This is a genomic window from Streptomyces sp. GB4-14, from assembly GCF_022696125.1.
In the GTDB taxonomy this organism is placed as follows: domain Bacteria; phylum Actinomycetota; class Actinomycetes; order Streptomycetales; family Streptomycetaceae; genus Streptomyces; species Streptomyces werraensis.
Window position 1 is genome coordinate 6252957 of sequence record NZ_RZHO01000002.1, and the last position, 17748, is coordinate 6270704.

16 protein-coding genes are annotated in these 17748 nt (G+C 75.1%); 8 read left to right on the forward strand and 8 right to left on the reverse strand.

The window, feature by feature from the left end; translation table 11 throughout:
- Positions 1-159: 159 nt before the first annotated feature.
- The 3 genes from ELQ39_RS30145 to ELQ39_RS30155 all read left to right on the forward strand — a co-directional run bounded on the left by ELQ39_RS30145 (position 160) and on the right by ELQ39_RS30155 (position 4165).
- Positions 160-1650 (forward strand): helix-turn-helix domain-containing protein, encoded by a 1491-nt coding sequence (locus tag ELQ39_RS30145; protein WP_225640513.1) that lies wholly within the window; start codon positions 160-162, stop codon positions 1648-1650.
- Between the two features lie 259 nt (positions 1651-1909).
- Complete coding sequence (locus ELQ39_RS30150; RefSeq protein ID WP_190003140.1) at positions 1910-2146, forward strand: hypothetical protein; 237 nt, start codon at positions 1910-1912, stop codon at positions 2144-2146.
- 363 nt (positions 2147-2509) lie between these two features.
- Positions 2510-4165, forward strand: a complete 1656-nt coding sequence (locus tag ELQ39_RS30155) for a catalase (protein WP_242595046.1) — start codon at positions 2510-2512, stop codon at positions 4163-4165.
- A gap of 4 nt (positions 4166-4169) precedes the next feature.
- Here ELQ39_RS30155 and ELQ39_RS30160 read toward each other — a convergent pair whose 3' ends face one another.
- Positions 4170-5051, reverse strand: coding sequence for a fructosamine kinase family protein (locus ELQ39_RS30160; RefSeq protein ID WP_242595048.1), 882 nt, complete (start codon positions 5049-5051; stop codon positions 4170-4172).
- A 150-nt stretch (positions 5052-5201) separates the two neighbouring features.
- On the opposite strand from ELQ39_RS30160, the gene ELQ39_RS30165 reads away from it, so the two are divergent.
- The 3 genes from ELQ39_RS30165 (at position 5202) to ELQ39_RS30175 (ending at position 7727) form a co-directional block, all read left to right on the forward strand.
- Positions 5202-5525, forward strand: a complete 324-nt coding sequence (locus ELQ39_RS30165; protein WP_019525588.1) for a hypothetical protein — start codon at positions 5202-5204, stop codon at positions 5523-5525.
- A gap of 85 nt (positions 5526-5610) precedes the next feature.
- Positions 5611-6144: a DoxX family protein gene (locus ELQ39_RS30170; protein WP_225628430.1), complete on the forward strand. Its 534-nt coding sequence runs from the start codon at positions 5611-5613 to the stop codon at positions 6142-6144.
- A 341-nt stretch (positions 6145-6485) separates the two neighbouring features.
- A complete protein-coding gene (locus ELQ39_RS30175; protein ID WP_242595683.1) occupies positions 6486-7727 on the forward strand; it encodes an MFS transporter in 1242 nt (413 codons plus the stop codon).
- Positions 7728-7925: 198 nt separating this feature from the next.
- Here the strand turns inward: ELQ39_RS30175 and rfaE2 are convergent, their stop codons facing one another.
- From rfaE2 to ELQ39_RS30210, 7 genes are all read right to left on the reverse strand, one after another.
- Positions 7926-9341, reverse strand: coding sequence for a D-glycero-beta-D-manno-heptose 1-phosphate adenylyltransferase (gene rfaE2, locus ELQ39_RS30180; RefSeq protein WP_242595050.1), 1416 nt, complete (start codon positions 9339-9341; stop codon positions 7926-7928).
- The gene (locus ELQ39_RS30185; protein WP_225628424.1) at positions 9338-9964 is read right to left on the reverse strand and encodes a D-sedoheptulose-7-phosphate isomerase; all 627 of its coding nucleotides are present in this window, start codon (positions 9962-9964) and stop codon (positions 9338-9340) included. Before ELQ39_RS30185 ends, rfaE2 begins: the two co-directional genes overlap by 4 nt.
- A gap of 109 nt (positions 9965-10073) precedes the next feature.
- The gene (locus ELQ39_RS30190) at positions 10074-11330 is read right to left on the reverse strand and encodes a glycosyltransferase (protein WP_225628422.1); all 1257 of its coding nucleotides are present in this window, start codon (positions 11328-11330) and stop codon (positions 10074-10076) included.
- 142 nt (positions 11331-11472) lie between these two features.
- Complete coding sequence (locus ELQ39_RS30195; RefSeq protein WP_242595052.1) at positions 11473-12531, reverse strand: glycosyltransferase family 2 protein; 1059 nt, start codon at positions 12529-12531, stop codon at positions 11473-11475.
- Positions 12528-14198 (reverse strand): carbamoyltransferase family protein, encoded by a 1671-nt coding sequence (locus tag ELQ39_RS30200; RefSeq protein ID WP_242595054.1) that lies wholly within the window; start codon positions 14196-14198, stop codon positions 12528-12530. Before ELQ39_RS30200 ends, ELQ39_RS30195 begins: the two co-directional genes overlap by 4 nt.
- 65 nt (positions 14199-14263) lie before the next feature.
- Complete coding sequence (locus ELQ39_RS30205; protein WP_190003149.1) at positions 14264-15229, reverse strand: NAD-dependent epimerase/dehydratase family protein; 966 nt, start codon at positions 15227-15229, stop codon at positions 14264-14266.
- Between the two features lie 248 nt (positions 15230-15477).
- Positions 15478-15951 carry a hypothetical protein gene (locus ELQ39_RS30210; RefSeq protein WP_277994753.1) on the reverse strand — a complete coding sequence of 158 codons (474 nt, stop codon included), beginning with the start codon at positions 15949-15951 and terminating at the stop codon, positions 15478-15480.
- A gap of 196 nt (positions 15952-16147) precedes the next feature.
- Here ELQ39_RS30210 and ELQ39_RS30215 point away from each other — a divergent pair, with 196 nt between their 5' ends.
- Both ELQ39_RS30215 and ELQ39_RS30220 read left to right on the forward strand, forming a co-directional pair.
- Complete coding sequence (locus tag ELQ39_RS30215; protein WP_242595059.1) at positions 16148-17449, forward strand: cytochrome P450; 1302 nt, start codon at positions 16148-16150, stop codon at positions 17447-17449.
- Between the two features lie 88 nt (positions 17450-17537).
- Positions 17538-17726 (forward strand): hypothetical protein, encoded by a 189-nt coding sequence (locus tag ELQ39_RS30220; RefSeq protein ID WP_242595061.1) that lies wholly within the window; start codon positions 17538-17540, stop codon positions 17724-17726.
- Positions 17727-17748 lie beyond the last annotated feature (22 nt).

Below are 17748 nucleotides of genomic sequence, written 5' to 3' on the forward strand. Positions count from 1 at the left end.
TCACCGAGCTTATGCCGCCCGCGCCCCGCGCCGCGGCACACCGGTCCCGCGTCACCCGCAGGGGAGGGGCGGGCCCGTGGCGCCGGGGTGAGCGGCGCCGGACCGTGGGGTAACGTCCCCCGTCCGGGCCACAGGGCGAGAGACGAGGGGAAGGCCGGGGTGACGGGCGGAAAGGACACGGCGCACGGGGCGGCGACGGAGGCGGCGGGGCGCTCGGGCTGGGCGCGTGAACTGCTGGAGCATCTGCGGCCGGGCGGGCGTGACGTCCGCCGGGTCGTGGACTGGCTGGCCGGCGCGGTGGACGCGGAGGTCGCCCTCCGTGACGGCGCGGGCGACCTGCTCGCCGGTACGCCGCTGCCGCTGGACGAGGCGCTCGCCGCGGACGTCGCCTCCGGACGGATCGCGTCCGCCGCGTGGGACGGGGACGGACGCCATCTGCGACTGGTGCGCTTCGGACACCCCACGGGCGCCTGCGTGCTGGCCGTCTCCCGCCGGACGCCCTTCGACCGGCACGCCTCGGACGTCGTCACGCACACCGCCCAGGTGATCGAACTGCTCCTCACCGCCCACGAGACGCAGGCGGCCGGTGTCCGGCTCCGACGTGCCACCGCGGACCTGCGGCTGGCGATCCTCCAGCTGCTGATGGTCGAGGACACCGTCTCCGCGCGCCGGGTCGCCGCCGGACTCTGGCCGGGCCTGCTCGACGCCGAGACCGCCTGCGTCTACGTCCTGGAGTCCGACCCCTCCCTGCGCGACCGGCTGGCCGCCGAGTGCATCGAACGCACCCGGGAGGAGGCGCTGGTGGTGCGCTGCCCGGCCGTCGACGGCCATGTGATCGTCCTCAGCCCGCGCGAGGCCACCGCCGCCGACCTGCGCTCCCTGGTGGAGCGTCACCCCGACACCTTCGTCGGCGGCAGCGTCTGGCAGAGCCTGGCGCGCACCGCCACCGCCTACGGACAGGCCGTCAGCGCGCTGGCCGTGGCACGGTTCCGGCCGGACAAGGCGGCGGTGTACGCCGAGCGCACCCACCCCGAGCGGCTGATGGACCCGGCGGCGCTGCGCACCTGGGCGGCGCGGGTGCTGCGCCCGCTCGACACGCTGTCCCATCACACCCGCGCCGAACTGCTCGCCACCACCCGGCTCGGCCTGGAGTTCACCGCCGTCGCCACCGCCAAGATCCTCGGCGTCAGCCGCAACACCGTGCGCGCCCGCATGGACCGCGTGGAGTCCATGCTCGGCGTCGACTTCGACGACGTGACCGTGCGGGCCGTCGTGCATCTGGCGCTGCACACCCAGATCAACCTGCTGGACGGTCAGGGGCCCGCCGACTCCGCCGCGAGCGCGCGATGCCTGACCGAGCTGCTGTCGGGACCGGCCGTCGCCTCCTGGGCGCAGCAGCTGCTGGGCCGCCTCGACGCCGACCCGCGCAACGTGCGCCGCACCCTGCGCACCTGGATCGCCGAGGGGGCCAACGCAGAGCGGGCGGCGCAGGCCCTCGGCATGCACGCCCAGACCGTGCGCGAGCACGTCCGCAGCGCCGAACCGGTCCTGGAACGGCAGCTCCTGGCCGCCGGGACCGATCTCTACGAGGTCGCCCTGGCCCATCTGGCGGTCGGCGACCTGGAGCAGCCGCTCTTCGCGGGGGAGTGAACCGGGCGATTCGGACTCACCTGTGCACAGGTGAGTGCCGTGGACCCGTGCATCGGGCACCGGCGCGGTACACAGACAAGCCTCGTCCTGCATAGTTTCGAGCCACGGCGGGGGCACGACCGGAACGGGGGACCGGTCGCGCTCCCGCCTTTCGGTGTGCCCGCCCCCTGGCCGGGTACCCGGCCGCCGCTGTGAGCCCGTCCCCCGGCCCGGCGGTCCGGGGGCGGGCGAGGGACGAGCACCACGAGGGGAGACCCGGATGACCAGCGACACGGAGACCGGCGGCGTCACCGGCACGAAGGACAAGGACTACAACCTCGTCTGGTACGTCGAGGCGTGCCTGAGCAACGCCCTGCGCCTGGAGAACTACATCCAGGACGCCGAGCGGGCCGACGACAGCGAGGTCGCCGATCTGTTCCGCAAGGCCCAGGCGGACAGCCGCAAGGGCGCCGAACTGGGCAAGAAGCTGCTGGCGGCCCGCCTGAACGGCGGCTGAGCACGGCGCGTCACCAGGTCCGGTCACCGTGCTCACGACCAGGTGACCGGGCCTCGCCGTGTCCCGCCCGTCCGTCCGTGCGGCATGCGCCGCCCCGGGCGTGCCGTCACGCTCCGCAGCGCTCCGGTCGCCGCCCGTCCCGATCGGGGGCAGCATGGGCCTCATACGCACGCCGCCGACGGGATGTGACCGCGGCCGGGCGCCCGCGCGCCCGGCCTTCGCCGTGAACGGGCCGCGAACGCGTGCATGACGCCGCGGCTCCGGGTACCCGGGCCGCCCGCCAGGAACCGGCCGACGGCCCGGAGCAGCCACGCCCCGGCCCGTCACCGGCCAGAAGCAGCAGCGCAAGGAGCCCAGCGAATCATGACGGACACCTCGAGTCAGGGCCCCGCTACCGGCGACGACCGCAAGGTACTCACCAACCGGCAGGGCCACCCGGTCTACGACAACCAGAACCAGCGCACCGTCGGCTCACGCGGCCCGGCCACGCTGGAGAACTACCAGTTCCTGGAGAAGATCAGCCATTTCGACCGGGAGCGCATCCCCGAGCGCGTCGTGCACGCCCGCGGCGTCACCGCGTACGGCTACTTCGAGGCGTACGGCAAGTGGGGGGACGAGCCGATCTCCCGCTACACGCGCGCCAAGCTGTTCCAGGAGGCGGGAAAGCGCACCGACCTCGCCGTCCGCTTCTCCACCGTCATCGGCGGCCGCGACTCCTCCGAGGCCGCCCGCGACCCGCGCGGCTTCGCCGTGAAGTTCTACACCGAGGACGGCAACTGGGACCTCGTCGGCAACAACCTCGGCGTCTTCTTCATCCGCGACGCCATCAAGTTCCCCGACGTCATCCACGCCCTCAAACCCGACCCGGTCACCTTCGAGCAGCAGCCGCGCCGCATCTTCGACTTCATGTCGCAGACGCCTGAGAGCATGCACATGCTGGTCAACCTGTTCAGCCCGCGCGGCATCCCGGCGGACTACCGGCACATGCAGGGCTTCGGCGTGAACACCTACAAGTGGGTCGACTCCGAGGGCAACACCAAGCTGGTCAAGTACCACTGGATGCCCAAGCAGGGTGTGCGCTCCATGACCGAGGAGGACGCGGCCAACGTCCAGGCGCAGGGACTCGGCCACGCCACCAAGGACCTCTACGAGGCCGTCGAGCGCGGTGACTACCCGGAGTGGGAGCTGCTCGTCCAGATGATGGACGACCACGAGCACCCGGAGCTGGACTTCGACCCCCTGGACGACACCAAGACCTGGCCCGAGCAGGACTTCCCGCCGAAGCCCGTGGGCAAGATGGTGCTCAACCGGATGCCGGCCAACTTCTTCGCGGAGAACGAGCAGATCTCCTTCGGCACCGGCGTCCTCGTCGACGGCCTGGACTTCTCCGACGACAAGATGCTCGTCGGCCGGACCTTCTCCTACAGCGACACCCAGCGCTACCGGGTCGGCCCCAACTACCTCCAACTGCCGGTCAACCAGCCCAAGCACGCCCAGGTGCGCACCAACCAGCGCGACGGCCAGATGGCCTATCACGTGGACGGCGGGGACAACTCCCACGTGAACTACGAGCCGTCCATCACAGGCGGACTGCGGGAGGCGCACTACCCGACGCACGACGAGCAGGGCCCGGAGATCCGCGGCCGGCTCACCCGCAAGCGGATCGAGCGCACCAACGACTACCTCCAGGCCGGCCAGCGCTACATGCTGCTGGAGGACTGGGAGCGCGACGACCTGGTGAAGAACTTCACCGACCTGCTCTCCCAGTGCGACCGGCCGGTGCAGGAGCGCATGGTGTGGCACTTCCTGCTCGTCGAGAACGACCTCGGCCGCCGGGTCGGCGAGGGCCTCGGCATCATGCCGGAGGACGTCGCCCACCTGGAGCCGCTGGAGGGCCAGACCCTCACCGAGGAGGACCGCAAGCGGCTCGCCAACCTCGGCGACAACCCCTCGCGCGACGTGACGGGGCTGACCATGACCCACTGCGTGCCCGACGAGCGGCACGTGGTGACCCGCTGACGCGTCAGAGGGCCGGCGCGGACCGGGCCACGCCGAGCACCTGCCCGGCGTAGCCCCGGCCGAACAGCACGGCGTGCACCAGCAGAGGGAACAGCTGGTGCACGCCGACGCGTTCCCGCCAGCCCCCGGCGAGCGGCGCCACCTCCTGGTAGCCCTCCACCACCGCGTCCAGCAGCGGGCAGCCGAACAGCGCCAGCATCGCCAGGTCCGTCTCCCGGTGCCCGCCGTGCGCGGCCGGGTCGATCACATGGACCCTCCCGTCGGCGCCCCACAGCACGTTGCCGCTCCACAGGTCCCCGTGCAGCCGCGCGGGCGGCTCCGCGGGCCCCGCCAGCTCCGGCAGCCGCGCGCAGACCCGCTCGACCACCGCCGCCTCGCCGGCGTCCATCGTGCCCTCGTCGACCGCCCGGCGCAGATACGGCAGCACTCGGTGCTCCGTGTACCAGGCCGGCCAGTCGTCACCGGTCACGTTGCGCATCGGGGCGAGTCCGATGAACGCCTCCGCCGGCCCGCCCGGCGGCGGCGCCCCGAACGCGGGCGCGCCGGCCGCGTGCAGACCGGCAAGCTCACGCCCGAACCGCAGCGCCGCCTCCCGGTCAGGGCGTCCTTCCGCCACCCGGTCGAGGACCAGCCACACCCCCTCCCGGCCGTGCACCCGCGGCACCGGAGGCACGCCTGCCTCCGCCAGCCAGCGCAGTCCGGCCGCCTCCGCGCGCGCCGCCTCCGCCTCCGCGGCGCGCTTCACCACCACCGTGCGGCCGTCGTCCAGGGCGGCCTCGGCAAGCGCACCGGACAGCGGCCTCACCCGGGTCACCGCCCGCCCGGTCAGCCGCGCCGCCACCGCGGCGGGGCTCCCGTCGCCGGACGCGGGGGACGGCAGGGTCATCGGCGGCCTCCTCGGCTTCGCGGTGTGCTCCGGCTCTCGCGGTCCGCCCAGCGTACGAGCCCGGCGCGGGCGCGGCGGACGCTCACGCGGGACGGTGAAAAACCCGCTTCCGCCGGTGCGGGCCCGCCACGCCGTGGGAGCACTGTGAACATGACCAGTTCATCGTTCCAGCGCACCCTCACCCTGCCCGCCACCCTCTGCGAACAGGCCGTCCCGTACCTGGAACAGGCCGCCCGGCGGACGGTCGACGGAGCGGGGGTGCCGCTGAAGGCGTTCCGCGCGGCCGCCGACGGCGACTGCACCCTCCCGGTCTCCGTGGTCGAACAGGCGGCGGGCTGCCTGCTGGTCCTGGCCACCGAGACCGCGCAGAGCGTACGGCCCTCGGTGCTGCGTGCCACCATCGGCGTCGCCCTGTGCCTGCGCGACGCCGTCGAGGCGGTCCGCCGGCCCGCACTCACCACCCGCTTCTGGTGACGGCCCCGCCGCCCGCCCCCGCCGCATGCTCCCCGCCCGGCGGGGAACCCGGCGCACCGCACCCTCCACACTCCAGGAGAAGGACATGAGCCTGTTGCGCGTCCTCGGCCGGCCGATGCTGGCGTCGATCTTCATCGCGGGCGGACTGGACACCCTCCGCCACCCCCACCGCGTCGCCGGGCTGGCCGAGCCCGTGGTGCGGCCGGTCACCGACCGCTTTCGCGCACTGCCGGACCGCACCGAGGACTCTGTGCGGCTGAACGGCGCCGTCCAGGTCGCCGCCGGCCTGCTGCTGGCCACCGGACGGATGTCCCGCCCGGCCGCCCTCGCGATCGCCGCCACCCTCGTGCCCACCACCCTCGCCGCGCACCGTTTCTGGGAGGAGGAGGACTCCGGGGACAAGTCCCAGCACCGGATCCACTTCCTCAAGAACCTCGGCCTGCTCGGCGGGCTGCTGATCGCGGCGGACGACACCGGGGCCCGGCCCTCGGTGCTGTGGCGCAGCCGGCACGCCGCGCACGACCTGCGCCGCGAGGCGCACATCGCCCGGCGCGCCTTCAAGGCCGGCGCCGGACCCGCCGCGGCGGCGGGACGCGCCCGCGCCAAGCTGTCCCGCTGACCGGCGGCGGAGGCGAGGGCTTCCCACGTTCCCGTTCCGCAAACCTCCCTGTGAGCAACCGCACTCCCGCGGCCAAGTGCCGTGCGGGTGCGGGTGTTTGACCCCCGTGTCCGTCCACGGCGCTTGTGCGGTGGAAGGGACTCGGGGGTCCCTTCTGCCACGATGGTGCGCGCCCGATCCGGCGACGGGAACCGCCGCGCAGCGCAGCCGGCGTCCTCCTTCCCGCGCCCACTCAGCCGAGCCCCCAAGGGCTCCTCCCCGAGTAGCGCACCGTGTCTTCCACACCCTCCCACGCCCCGGCCGGGTCCCGGTCGCCCTGGCGCTCCCTCCGGCACCGCAGCATGCGCTGGTGGTCCGTCGCGAACTTCGTGTCCAACGCCGGTACGTGGATGCAGCTGACCGTGCAGAACCTGCTGGTCCTCCAGATCACCGGGTCCGCCGCGGCCACCGGTCTGTCCATGTCCGTCCAGGCGGCCCCGGCCCTGCTGATGAGCGTCCTCGGGGGCGCGGCCGTCGACCGCTGGCCGCGCAAGCTGACCGCCGCCGTCAGCCAGGCCCTGCTCGCCGTCATCGCCTTCACCACGGCCGGCCTGGTGGCGCTGGACCGGCTCGACCTGACCACCCTGATGGTGCTGGCCGCCGTCACCGGCATGGTCGCCACGGTCGACAACCCGGCCTGCGCCCTGCTCGGCAACGACCTCGTCCCCGCCGAGGACGTGCCCTCCGCCATCGGCGTGGGCGCCCTCGTCTTCAACGCGGGGCGGCTCGCGGGCGCGGCTCTGACCGGCGTGACCGTCGGCCTCCTCGGCACGGCGGCGGCCTACTTCGCCAACGGCTTCTCCTTCCTGTTCGTGACGGCGGTCATCCCGTTCCTGCGCCCGGCGGCGGGAGCGGTACGACAGGTCACCGGGCCCGCGGCCCGGCGGTCGAAGTCCGACATGAGCGTGCGTGAGGGGCTGGCCTTCTTCGCCCGCAGGCCGCGGCTGCTCGCGCTCGCGGGGGTGACCGGCATCAGCGCGGTCTTCGGCCGCAACTACGGCCTCACCCTCGCCGTCCTCGTCACCGGCCCGCTCGCGGGCGGCGCGGGCGCCTTCGGCACGGTCTCGACCGTCCTCGCGGCCGGCGGGATCGTCGGCGCGGTGCTCGGCGCACGTCTGCGCCGTCCGTCCGTGCGGCTGGTCGGCGCGCTCGCCGCCGGCGGGGCGCTGCTGCAGATCGTCGCCGGTCTGTCGCCCTCGCTGGCGGTGCTGCTGGTGCTGGTCCTCCCGATGGCCGTGGTCGAGTCCGTCTCCGACACGGCGGGTACGGCGGTCCTGCAGACCGATCCGCCCGCCCATCTGCGGGGGCGTGTGCTGGGGGTGTGGGGTTCGGTCGGCACGGTCTGGAGCCTGGGCGGGCCTCCGGCCCTCGGGCTCCTCATGGAGACGGCGGGGCCGCGGGGTGCGCTGATCACGGGCGGCGTGATCATCGCCGCGTCCATCGCGTCGGGGCACGTCCTGCACCGCCGGCGCACGCTCGCGACCTCGGTCACGCTGTCCTCGAAGGACGCGGTGCCCCTGCCGGCCCTGCAAACGGCGGCGTGACCCGCCCCCCTTCCGGCCCGCGGTGCCGATACACCCTAAGGGGCGCGAGGAACTGCGCGGACAGAAGTCCGACGAACGGAACTTCCGAGGAACGGGGCGCTGACACACCGTTCCGGGGGCTCCGCCCCCGGACCCCCGTCCGCGCAGCTCCCCGCGCCCCTGGAGGGCGTGCCACCACCCCGCGCCTTGGAGGGGCGTTCATCCCTCCGTCGGCCTCAGAGCCACCGAAACCGCATCCGCGGCCCTCTGCGCCAGCAGCGTCGTCGAGTGGCCGTCCAGGTACGGCAGTACCACCGCCTGCCCACCCCACGCCCGGAGTGCGGCCGCCTCAGGCAGGTCCTGCACGGAGTAGTCCCCGCCCTTGACCCACACATCGGGCCGCAGCCGCTCCAGCACCCTCTCCGGCGTGTCCTCCTCGAAGATCACCACCGCGTCCACACTGCCCAGCGCGGCCAGCACCTTCGCCCGGTCCGTGGCCGGGGTCAGGGGGCGGCCCGGGCCCTTGCGGCGGGTGACGGAGGCGTCGGAGTTCAGGCAGACGATCAGGCAGTCGCCGATCCGCCGGGCGCTCTCCAGCAGGCCCACGTGACCGGCGTGCACCAGGTCGAAGCAGCCGCCCGTGGCGACGACGGTGCCGCCCCGTGCCCGTACCTCCCGCGCCAGTTCGAACGCGTCGGCGGCCGGATCCAGGGCGGGGTCCGGGGCGACCGGCGTGTGCCAGAGGTCCGGGTTGCCCGCGCCGCCCGCCGCGACGAACGCGGCGGCCTCGGCCACCGCCCGCTGCAGCGCCTCCTCCGGCAGCAGCCCGTCCGCCAGCCCGGCGACCGTCGTCGCGGCGAAGCAGTCGCCCGCGCCGCAGGTGTCGCCGTCCGCGTGGAACGGCGCCGGGATCAGCATCGGCGTGCCGCCGCCCGGCCGGGTCAGCAGCACACCCCGCTCGCCGAGCGTCACGGCGACGCCCGCCGCCCGCCAGCGCTCGGCGAGTTCGGTGCCGCGCTCGGCGAAGGCGCCCAGCGAGTCGCCCGACACGCCGGGCTTGCCCGCGCACAGCGCGACCGCCTCACCCGCGTTGGGCGTGACGAGGCGGGCCCCCGCCACCGGCGTCTCGCCACGCGGGTGGGGATCCCACACCACGGGGGTGCGCCGGGCGGCCTCCTCCAGATGCGGGCGGACCGCGCCGGCGGTGTGCCGGCCGTAGTCGGCGACGAGGACGGCGTGCGCGTCGGCCAGCGCGTTACGCACCGCCTCGTCCGGCTCGCCCGGCGTCCCGCCGCCCCGGTCGATGCGCACCAGCGGCCGCCCGCCCGCGAGGACGCGCGTCTTCACCGGCAGGGTGCCGTGCAGCGGAAGCTCCAGCAGCCGTACCCGCCCGCCGAGCTGCTGGCGCACGGCCTCGCTCGCGGGGTCGTCGCCGAGCGCGGTCACCAGGACCACGTCCCGGCCCCCGCGCGCGGCAAGGGCGGCGGCCAGCCCGGCGCCGCCCGGGTGCCTGTGGTCCCCGGTGACGTCGATGACCGGGGCGGGCGCGTCGGGGGCCAGCCGGGTGGCGACCCCCTCGATGTCCTCGTCGAGCAGGACGTCGCCCACCACCACCAGCGGTTCGGGACCGGTCATGTCAGCCTCCCGGGAACGGCCGCCACGGTCCGCGCCGCAGGCGCGGCCACGGCGGCGTCGAAACACTCGCAGAGCAGGTGCACGGCGACCAGATGGACCTCCTGCACGGTCGCGGTCGAGGCCGCCGCCACGCACAGGCTCTCGTCGGCGGCCTCCATCAGCGGGTTGGGGCCGGGTCCGGTCAGCGCCCACACCGCGAGCCCGGCCCGCCTGGCCGCCACCGCGGCGGCGATGAGGTTGGCGCTGCGCCCCGAGGTGGACAGCAGCATCAGCACGTCGCCGGGACGTCCGTGCGCGGCGACCTGACGGGCGTAGACGTGGTCGAAGCCGTAGTCGTTGCCGATGGCGGTGACGCTGGAGGTCTCCGCGTGCAGGGCGAGCGCCGAGTAGGCGGGCCGCTCGCTGCGGTAGCGGCCGACCAGCTCGGCGGTGAGGTGCTGGGCCTGGGCGGCGCTGCCGCCGTTGCCCGCGGCCAGCAGCCGGCCGCCGCCGGTGAGGACGGAGGCGAGCCGGCCGCCCCAGTCGGCGATCCGGGGCAGACCGTGCCGGCCGAGCCCGTCGAGGGCGTCCTGGAGGGACCGGCAGTGCAGACGGGCGGCGTCGAGCGCGGGGTGTTCGGTCATGGTGTGTCGGGCGCGCCGCCCTCCGGGGACGGCGACGGCGCCCGCACCTCCTTCCAACGTCGGACGTCTGCGGCCCGGTCGGGCCTGGGCTGGGCCGGTCCTGGTCGTGTCAGCCGGCTTTGGTCATCCTGGTCACGGCCGGCTCGCTGTCGAGGACCTCGCAGTAGGCCGCCTCCGTGGCGGCGGCGATCCTCGCCCACCCGTAGCGGGCGAGCACCCGGCGGCGGCCCGCCACCCCGCAGGCCTCGCGGCCGGCCGGGTCGGCGAGCAGGCTCGCGACGGCGGCGGCCAGCGCCTCGGGGTCGCCGGGCGGCACGAGCCGTCCGGTGGCCGGGTCGGCGACCGTGTCGAGCTGGCCGCCGACCGCGCTGGCCACCACGGGACGGCCGCAGGCCATGGCCTCCAGCGGGACGATGCCGAAGGGCTCGTAGTCGGCGGGGCAGAGCACCACGTCGGCGGAGCGCAGCAGTGCCGGCACGCGTTCGGCGTCCACCCCGCCGAGGAACCGCACCCGGTCGGCGACCCCCGCGTCCCGCGCGACCGCGCGCAGCCGGCGCACCTCCGGGTCGTCGTCGAGGCGCTCCGCGGGGGGCCCGCCGGCCACCAGCAGTTCGGTCCCGGGCAGCAGGGCCAGCGCGGCCACCGACACGGCGGCGCCCTTGCGCGGCACCAGCCGCCCCAGCTGCACCAGCCGGTGGCGGTGCGGGCCGCGCGCCCACCGCGGGCCGAGCGGCGTGAAGCGTTCGGTGTCCACGCCGCACGGCACGACGCCGATCCGGTCCGCGGGCACGCCCATCCGGACCAGCTCGGCGACCTCGTCACGGCAGGTGGCGACGACCCGGTCGCAGCCGGTGCCCACCTCGATCTCGCAGCCGATCCGCTCCGGCGGGCTGGTGTCGGCGTCGCCCTGGTGACGGCGCTTCACCGTGCCCAGCGCGTGATACGTGTGCAGCAGCGGCAGCCCCACCTCCCGGGCCGCGCCCAGCGAGGCCAGCCCGGACATCCAGTAGTGGGAGTGCACCACGTCCGGGGTGCGGGCCCGCCACTCCCGGACGAGGACGCGCGCGAAGGCGTCCATGTACGGCAGCAGCCGGTCCTTGGGCACCGGCTCGGCGGGCCCGGCGGTGACGTGATGCACCTCCACGCGCTCGCCCAGCCGCACCCGGTCCGGCAGATCGGGCGCGTCGCGGCGGGTGTGCACCGTGACGCGGTGTCCGCGGTCGGCGAGCGCCCTGGCCAGGGCGGCGACGTGGACGTTCTGGCCTCCGGCGTCCACCCCGCCGAGCGCGGCGAGGGGACTGGCGTGTTCCGAGACGAGCGCGATCGACAGCACGCCAGGGGGGACAGGGGCGAGGTCCGCGGTCATGGGCTCACCTCCGTGATCGGTCGCGGCCGGGGTGCGGACACCGCCGCCCGCGGATCGGGTTCCGGCCGCGGCTGCGGCCGGGAGCGTGCCCGGGGCGCCCGCCGGGGCCCGTCGGGGGCCGGGGGCGGGCAGGGCCGGCGGGTCATGTCGGCATCCGTTCGCCGGCCGGCGCCGCGGAGGGCGACGGGGGCACGGCCCGGTGACGGTGGGCGGGCGTGGCCCGGTGCCGCACCTGTCCGCGCAACCAGTGCCAGGCAGCGGCCGGCGGGACGAGCGCGCTGGTGAGGACCATGGTGACGATCTCGTCCCGGGTGCGCGGACCCGGGAGGATCCGGGCCAGGGCGAACTCGGCGGTCCCGGCGAGCCATCCGGCGCCGCACGCCGTGGCCGCGCGCGGGCGCCCGGTCAGCGCGCACACCGCCGCCGCGAGCCCGGCCGACGTCACCGCCAGGTGCAGCGGGAGGCGGCCCCGGGGAGCCTCGGCCCGCCGCCACCAGTCCCGCCCGTGCAGCCGGGTCATCAGCACGTCGTCCGCGTTGCCCGCCTGGAGCCGCACGGAGACCCACCGGTCCGCCGGCCGCACCGGGTGCGTGGTCGTACGGCGCCCCTCCGCCAGCGTCCAGCCGGCGTCGAGCACCCGCAGCGCCAGGTCCGCGTCCTCCCGGAACGCCCGGCGGAACCGTTCGTCGAAGCCCCCGACCGCCTCCAGCGCCTTGCGCCGGTACGCCATGTCGGCGGTGATCCAGCGCGCCCCGGCGAGTCCGGCGACGTTGCGTTCCCAGTCGGTGGGCGCCCGGTCCACAGGCAGCGGCACCTCGACGCGCGCGGTGATCCCGGCGGTCGCCGAGCTCGCCCCGGCGAGGTCGAGCGCGAGGTCGTCGGCCCAGGTGGGGCCCGGCACCACGTCGTCGTCGAGGAACACGATCCACGGCGCGTCCCCGGCGGCCAGCCGGCCGGCGTTGCGGGCGGCGGCCGGCCCGCGCGCCCCGCCGCGCACCACGACGGTCCTGGACCGCAGGGCGGGCGGCACGGACGCGGTGAGCGGCACGGCCGGGTCCCGGCGGTCGTCCACCAGCACGACCCGCGTCGGACGCGGACCCTCCGACTCGGCCAGGGCCCGCAGGCACGCCGCGAGCGACGGGCGGCCCAGGGTGGGCACCACCACCGCGTACTCCCCGGCGGGAGCGGCCGGCCCGGTCATCGCGCCGCCTCCTCGCCGCCGTCACCGGTGCGGAACAGCGCGCCGCGCCGTACCGCGTACGGGCCGATGGCCAGCAGGTCCACCGGGGAGGAGCCGAAGCACTCCAGGGCGTCGCGCGGATCGTCCACCATGGGGCGGCCCGCCGTGTTCAGGCTGGTGTTGACGACGACGGGCAGCCCGGTCAGCCGTTCGAACTCGCGCAGCATCCGCGCCAGCAGCGGCTCGCGCGCCGGGTCGACCGTCTGGATGCGGGCGGTGCCGTCGACGTGCACCACGGCGGGCACGCGGTCCCGCCAGGCGGGCGCCACGTCGTGCACGAACAGCATGTACGGGCTGGGCAGCGGCCCGTCGAAGATCTCCGCCGCCCGGTCGGCGAGCACCATCGGCGCGACCGGCCGGAACTGCTCGCGGCCCTTCACGTCGTTGAGCCGCTCCAGGTTCCCCGCGTGCCCGGGGTGGGCGAGCAGGGACCGGTGGCCGAGCGCCCGGGGCCCGTACTCGCTGCGCCCCTGGAACCAGGCCACGATGCCGTTGCCGGCCAGCGCCCGGGCCACGGTGACGGCGATGTCCTCCGGCTTCTCGCAGGGCACGGCGGCCGTCTTCAGCCACGCGCCCAGCTCCGCGTCGGACCAGTCCCGGCCCAGGTCGGCGCCGTTCATCGGCTCGGGCGCGTCCCCGGCCCCGGCGGACAGCAGCAGGGCGCCGCCGAGCGCCGTCCCCGCGTCGCCGGCCGCGGGCTGCACCCACACCCGGGAGAACGGGCCCTCCCGGGCGATGCGGGAGTTGGCGACGCAGTTCAGCGCCACGCCTCCGGCGAGGGTGAGCACCGAGTCGTGGGTACGGCCGTGCACCCAGCGGACCAGATCGAGCAGCGTCTCCTCCAGCACGGCCTGGGCGCTCGCGGCGACGTCGGCGTGGTCCTGCGTCCACGGCTCGTCCGGACCGCGCGGCGCGCACAGTTCCGCCCACGGCACCCCGCTGGCGTGGAAGCCGCCGTCGCCCGTCGGATACACGTACCGGCGCAGCTCGGGCAGCATGCGCGGGGTGCCGTGGGAGGCGAGCGCCATCACCTTGAACTCGTCGGAGGAGCGCAGGAAGCCGAGGTGTTCGGTCAGCTCCTCGTAGACGAGGCCCAGCGAGTGGGGGAGGTCCTGGGCGCGCAGCGGTTCGAGCCGGCCGCCGACGCGGCGCGCGGCCAGGTGGGAGGCGCGCTCGCCGCGACCGTCCAGCACCAGCACGGAGCAGGTGTCGACGTCGGGGGCGGCGTAGGCGCCGGACGCGGCGTGCGCCATGTGGTGCGGGACGAAGCGCACCGTCTCCGGGTCGAGTCCGGGCAGCGCGGTCCGCAGGAAGTTCGGCGCCTCCCGCGCGTAGGTGAGGCGCAGATGGTCCCAGGGGTCGTCGAGGCCCATCGCGTCGGCGGGGCGGGCCAGCGCCGGGTCGAAGGAGTACGCGACCGCGTCGAGGTCCTGGGGGCGCAGCCCGGCCCGCTTCAGGCACCAGGCGGCGGCCTGTTCGGGCAGTTCCCAGGCGGAGAAGGGCAGCGGTCGCTTGCCGTGCTTGCGCCGGGAGAACCGCTCCTCCTCCGCGGCGGCGACGGTACGGCCGTCGATCACCAGGGCGGCCGCGGGGTCGTGGAACAGGGCGTTGATGCCGAGGATGCGCATGGCGGACGGACCTTTCGCGTGAGGGCGGCGGCCGGATCGGCCGCCCGGTCCTTCGGGCCGACGGCTCAGTCGCGGGCCGCTTCGGCGCGGAACCAGTCGATCGTGCGGCGCAGGCCTTCCTCGGCGCCCACCCGCGGCTCCCAGCCGAGCTTGTCGCGGGCCAGTGTGATGTCGGGGCAGCGCACGGCCGGGTCGTCCACGGGGCGCTCGATGTAGCGCACCTCGGAGGAGGAACCGGCGAGGGCCACCACCAGGCGGGCCAGCGCGAGCATGCTGATCTCGGAGGGGTTGCCGATGTTGACGGGACCGCGCAGACCGTGGGCGGCCGCCGCGAGGATGCCGGCGACGGTGTCGTCGACGTAGCACAGCGAACGCGTCTGGCGGCCGTCGCCGGTCACGGTGAGCGGCTCGCCGGCGAGCGCCTGCCGCACGAACGTGGGCACCGCCCGGCCGTCGTGGCCGCGCATGCCGGGGCCGTACGTGTTGAACAGCCGCACGATGCAGGTGTCCGTGCCGTACGTCTCCGCGTGCGCGGTGGTCAGGGCCTCGCCGAACCGCTTCGCCTCGTCGTACACGCTGCGCGGGCCGACCGGGTTCACGTTGCCCCAGTACCGCTCGTCCTGCGGGTTCTGCTGCGGGTCGCCGTACACCTCCGACGTCGACGCCAGCACGAACCGCGCCTCGGACTCATGGGCGAGGGTCAGGGCGTTGCTGGTGCCGGCGCTGCCCGTCTGCATGGTGTGCAGCGGCAGCCGCAGATAGTCCGCGGGGGAGGCGGGGGAGGCGAAGTGCAGCACCAGGTCGGGCCGGCGGCGCACCGGCAGCTCCTCCGCCACGTTCGCCTGCACGAGGGTGAACCCCGGCCGGTCGAGCAGCGGGGCGACGTTCTCGGGCCGTCCGGTGCTGAGATCGTCCACGCAGGTCACGGCCGCGCCCGCGTCGAGCAGGGCCTTGCACAGATGGGAGCCGACGAATCCGGCGCCGCCGGTCACGACGGCGTGCTCCCACTTCCGGGATATGGGGCTACTCATGCCCCACAGCGTCACCCGCACAGCGGCGGACGGCACGGTAGCTTGGTGCGGTCGAGTGAACTACGGAGGGTGAACACGCCGGTACCGGCGGGTCGCCGGGGCGGGAGGGGCGACGCTTCGGCCCGCCCTGGAGTGATGGGCGCGGTGAGGCGCCGCGCGCCGTGGAGTGATGGCCCGGGTGGGGTCTCGCGCGGCTGTCGGGCGGCGGGTTCGGGGGGGGAGCCGCGCTCAGGCGCGGCGGGCTGCGGTCACGCCGCCGGCGTGGACAGCTGTCCCAGACGCGCCAGCAACGACTCCTGGTGGAGGCGGGCCACCGGCGACAGGAGGTCCGGGTGACGGAGGAGCGTCGCTGAGCTGGTGTCCGTCGGGTCCGGGGAGAGGAGGCGGTGGTACTCGGCGGGGCCCGGGGGGAGGGCGGCGACCGCCCGGGCGGCAAGGGCCGGGTCGGCCAGCAGGCAGGCCGCCCAGCTCGCCACGACCTCGTCGACCCACGTGCGCCACGGCTCCGTGGCGAGACCCGCCGCGCCGGTGATCCCGTCGAGGCGGGCCGCGCCTCCGGGGCCGACGAGGCCCATGAGTTCCGCGTCCATCGGGGTGGGGTAGCGGAGCCGGGCCGCGACGGTCACCGCCTGGCGGGCCTGGATCTCGCACAGAGCGGCGGACAGCGCGCCGCCGGACGCGGGGAAGGAACGGGTCAGCCACTGCGCGGTGGCCGCTGTCATGGGGGAGAGGTGGGCTGGCACTGCGGGTCCGTCCGAACCTGGAGGAAAAGGATGAGGACGCCGGCACCGTAATCCACGCCCCGTCCGCCCCGACGTGACCCGGGTCTCGATCCGCGCGTGGTCTGCGCCACGCCCGGGCGGGTGTGACCCCCGTTCCGCGGAGTGTCCGGTGAGGGCCAGCGGGCACCCGCCCGCCATGGACGTACTCAGCCGCCCTTTGATCGACCGCACCCTGCCGCTCCTCGCCGAGGGATACGCCTGGCTCCCCAACCGGATGCGCGACGCGTCCGGCTCGGTGGTCCGCACCCGGATCATGGGCCGCCCCGCCCTCGCCCTGCGCGGACCGGAGGCGGTCCGCTTCTTCTACGACGAACGGAACGTGCACCGGCACCGGGCGATCCCCGAGCCCGTTCTCGGCACCCTCTTCGGGCACGAGGCCGTGCACACCCTGGACGGCGCGGCCCACCGCGCCCGCAAGGAGCTGTTCCTGCCGCTGCTGCAACCCACCTCCGTGGCGGGACTAGCCGAGCATGTCTCCGACGCCTGGGACGCGGCCGTACCGGAATGGGGCCGCCGCGACTCGATCGTGCTCTTCGACGAGGCGGCCACCGTACTCACCCGCGGCGTCCACCGCTGGGCGGGCGTACCGCTGGACGACGCCGGAGCGGGGGCGGCCGCGCGGGACATGACCGCGATGGTGGACGGCTTCGCCTCCGCGGGACCGCGCCATCTGCGGGCCCGCCGCGCCCGCGGCCGCCAGGAGGAGCGGCTGGCCCGCCTGGTCCGCGACGTCCGCACCGGAACGGTCACCGCGCCCGCCGGCTCGGTGCTGGAGCGGGTCTGCGCGCACAAGGACGCGGACGGCGAGCCGCTGGACGAGAAGACCGCCGCCGTCGAACTGCTCAACGTGCTGCGCCCGACCACCGCCCTCGCCTGGTTCGTCGCCTTCGCCGCGCACGCCCTGCACCGCTGGCCGGAGAACCGCACGCCGCTCGCGGCCGGGGACGCCGCGTACCGGACGGCGTTCGCGCACGAGGTGCGCCGCTTCTACCCGTTCGTGCCCTTCCTCGGCGGCCTCGCGGCCCGCGACCTGTTCTGGCGCGGCGTCTGGGTCCCCGAGGGCGGCCTGGTGGTGCTCGACGTCTACGGCCAGAACCACGACGAAACGCTGTGGGGCGACCCGTACGCCTTCCGCCCGCGCCGCTTCCTCGAACGGGCCGTCGGGCGCGACGAGCTGGTCCCGCAGGGAGGCGGCGACCCGGCGACGGGCCACCGCTGCCCCGGAGAGGGGCTCACGGTCGGCGTGTTGGAGACCCTCGCCGGGCAACTAGCCCGTATGGAGTACACGGTCCCGGACCAGAATCTGGCCATCCCCCTGCACCGCGTCCCCACCCTCCCGCACAGCGGTGTCGTCCTTACGGACATAGGGCGGGCCGCCCTTCAGCCGTCCCCGCGCACTGCACCCGTACCCCCGCCGCATGTTGAAGAAGTGACGTAAGTAAGTACGAGAAAAGTGGCGTGATTTGTCCGATTCGGGTGATTCTGGATGTGAAAGGTACTTCGCTACACCTCAGGGAGATGGTGTCATGCGTACCGACGAGAAGGTCGTCCAGCGAGTCACCGGGATCCAGGCCGCCGACATCGAAGCGGCTCTCGACCCGGTCGAGGCCGACGGCGTCTACCGCGACAGCCGTCAGTGCGCCGGCCTGGCGCTCCTCTCCGGCGGCGGCAAGCTGCTGCTGTCGCCGCCGACCCCGCGCCCGAAGAAGGGCTGAACGGATCGACGGGAGTAGTCGA

Excerpts from the sequence above, each read along its gene's own strand:
- ELQ39_RS30150 (WP_190003140.1), top strand. The coding sequence starts at position 1,910 with ATGACCAGCGACACGGAGACCGGCGGCGTCACCGGCACGAAGGACAAG.
- ELQ39_RS30155 (WP_242595046.1), top strand. The coding sequence starts at position 2,510 with ATGACGGACACCTCGAGTCAGGGCCCCGCTACCGGCGACGACCGCAAG.
- ELQ39_RS30160 (WP_242595048.1), bottom strand. The coding sequence starts at position 5,051 with ATGACCCTGCCGTCCCCCGCGTCCGGCGACGGGAGCCCCGCCGCGGTG.
- ELQ39_RS30165 (WP_019525588.1), top strand. The coding sequence starts at position 5,202 with ATGACCAGTTCATCGTTCCAGCGCACCCTCACCCTGCCCGCCACCCTC.
- ELQ39_RS30170 (WP_225628430.1), top strand. The coding sequence starts at position 5,611 with ATGAGCCTGTTGCGCGTCCTCGGCCGGCCGATGCTGGCGTCGATCTTC.
- ELQ39_RS30175 (WP_242595683.1), top strand. The coding sequence starts at position 6,486 with ATGCGCTGGTGGTCCGTCGCGAACTTCGTGTCCAACGCCGGTACGTGG.
- rfaE2 (WP_242595050.1), bottom strand. The coding sequence starts at position 9,341 with ATGACCGGTCCCGAACCGCTGGTGGTGGTGGGCGACGTCCTGCTCGAC.
- ELQ39_RS30185 (WP_225628424.1), bottom strand. The coding sequence starts at position 9,964 with ATGACCGAACACCCCGCGCTCGACGCCGCCCGTCTGCACTGCCGGTCC.
- ELQ39_RS30190 (WP_225628422.1), bottom strand. The coding sequence starts at position 11,330 with ATGACCGCGGACCTCGCCCCTGTCCCCCCTGGCGTGCTGTCGATCGCG.
- ELQ39_RS30195 (WP_242595052.1), bottom strand. The coding sequence starts at position 12,531 with ATGACCGGGCCGGCCGCTCCCGCCGGGGAGTACGCGGTGGTGGTGCCC.
- ELQ39_RS30200 (WP_242595054.1), bottom strand. The coding sequence starts at position 14,198 with ATGCGCATCCTCGGCATCAACGCCCTGTTCCACGACCCCGCGGCCGCC.
- ELQ39_RS30205 (WP_190003149.1), bottom strand. The coding sequence starts at position 15,229 with ATGAGTAGCCCCATATCCCGGAAGTGGGAGCACGCCGTCGTGACCGGC.
- ELQ39_RS30210 (WP_277994753.1), bottom strand. The coding sequence starts at position 15,951 with ATGACAGCGGCCACCGCGCAGTGGCTGACCCGTTCCTTCCCCGCGTCC.
- ELQ39_RS30215 (WP_242595059.1), top strand. The coding sequence starts at position 16,148 with ATGGACGTACTCAGCCGCCCTTTGATCGACCGCACCCTGCCGCTCCTC.
- ELQ39_RS30220 (WP_242595061.1), top strand. The coding sequence starts at position 17,538 with ATGCGTACCGACGAGAAGGTCGTCCAGCGAGTCACCGGGATCCAGGCC.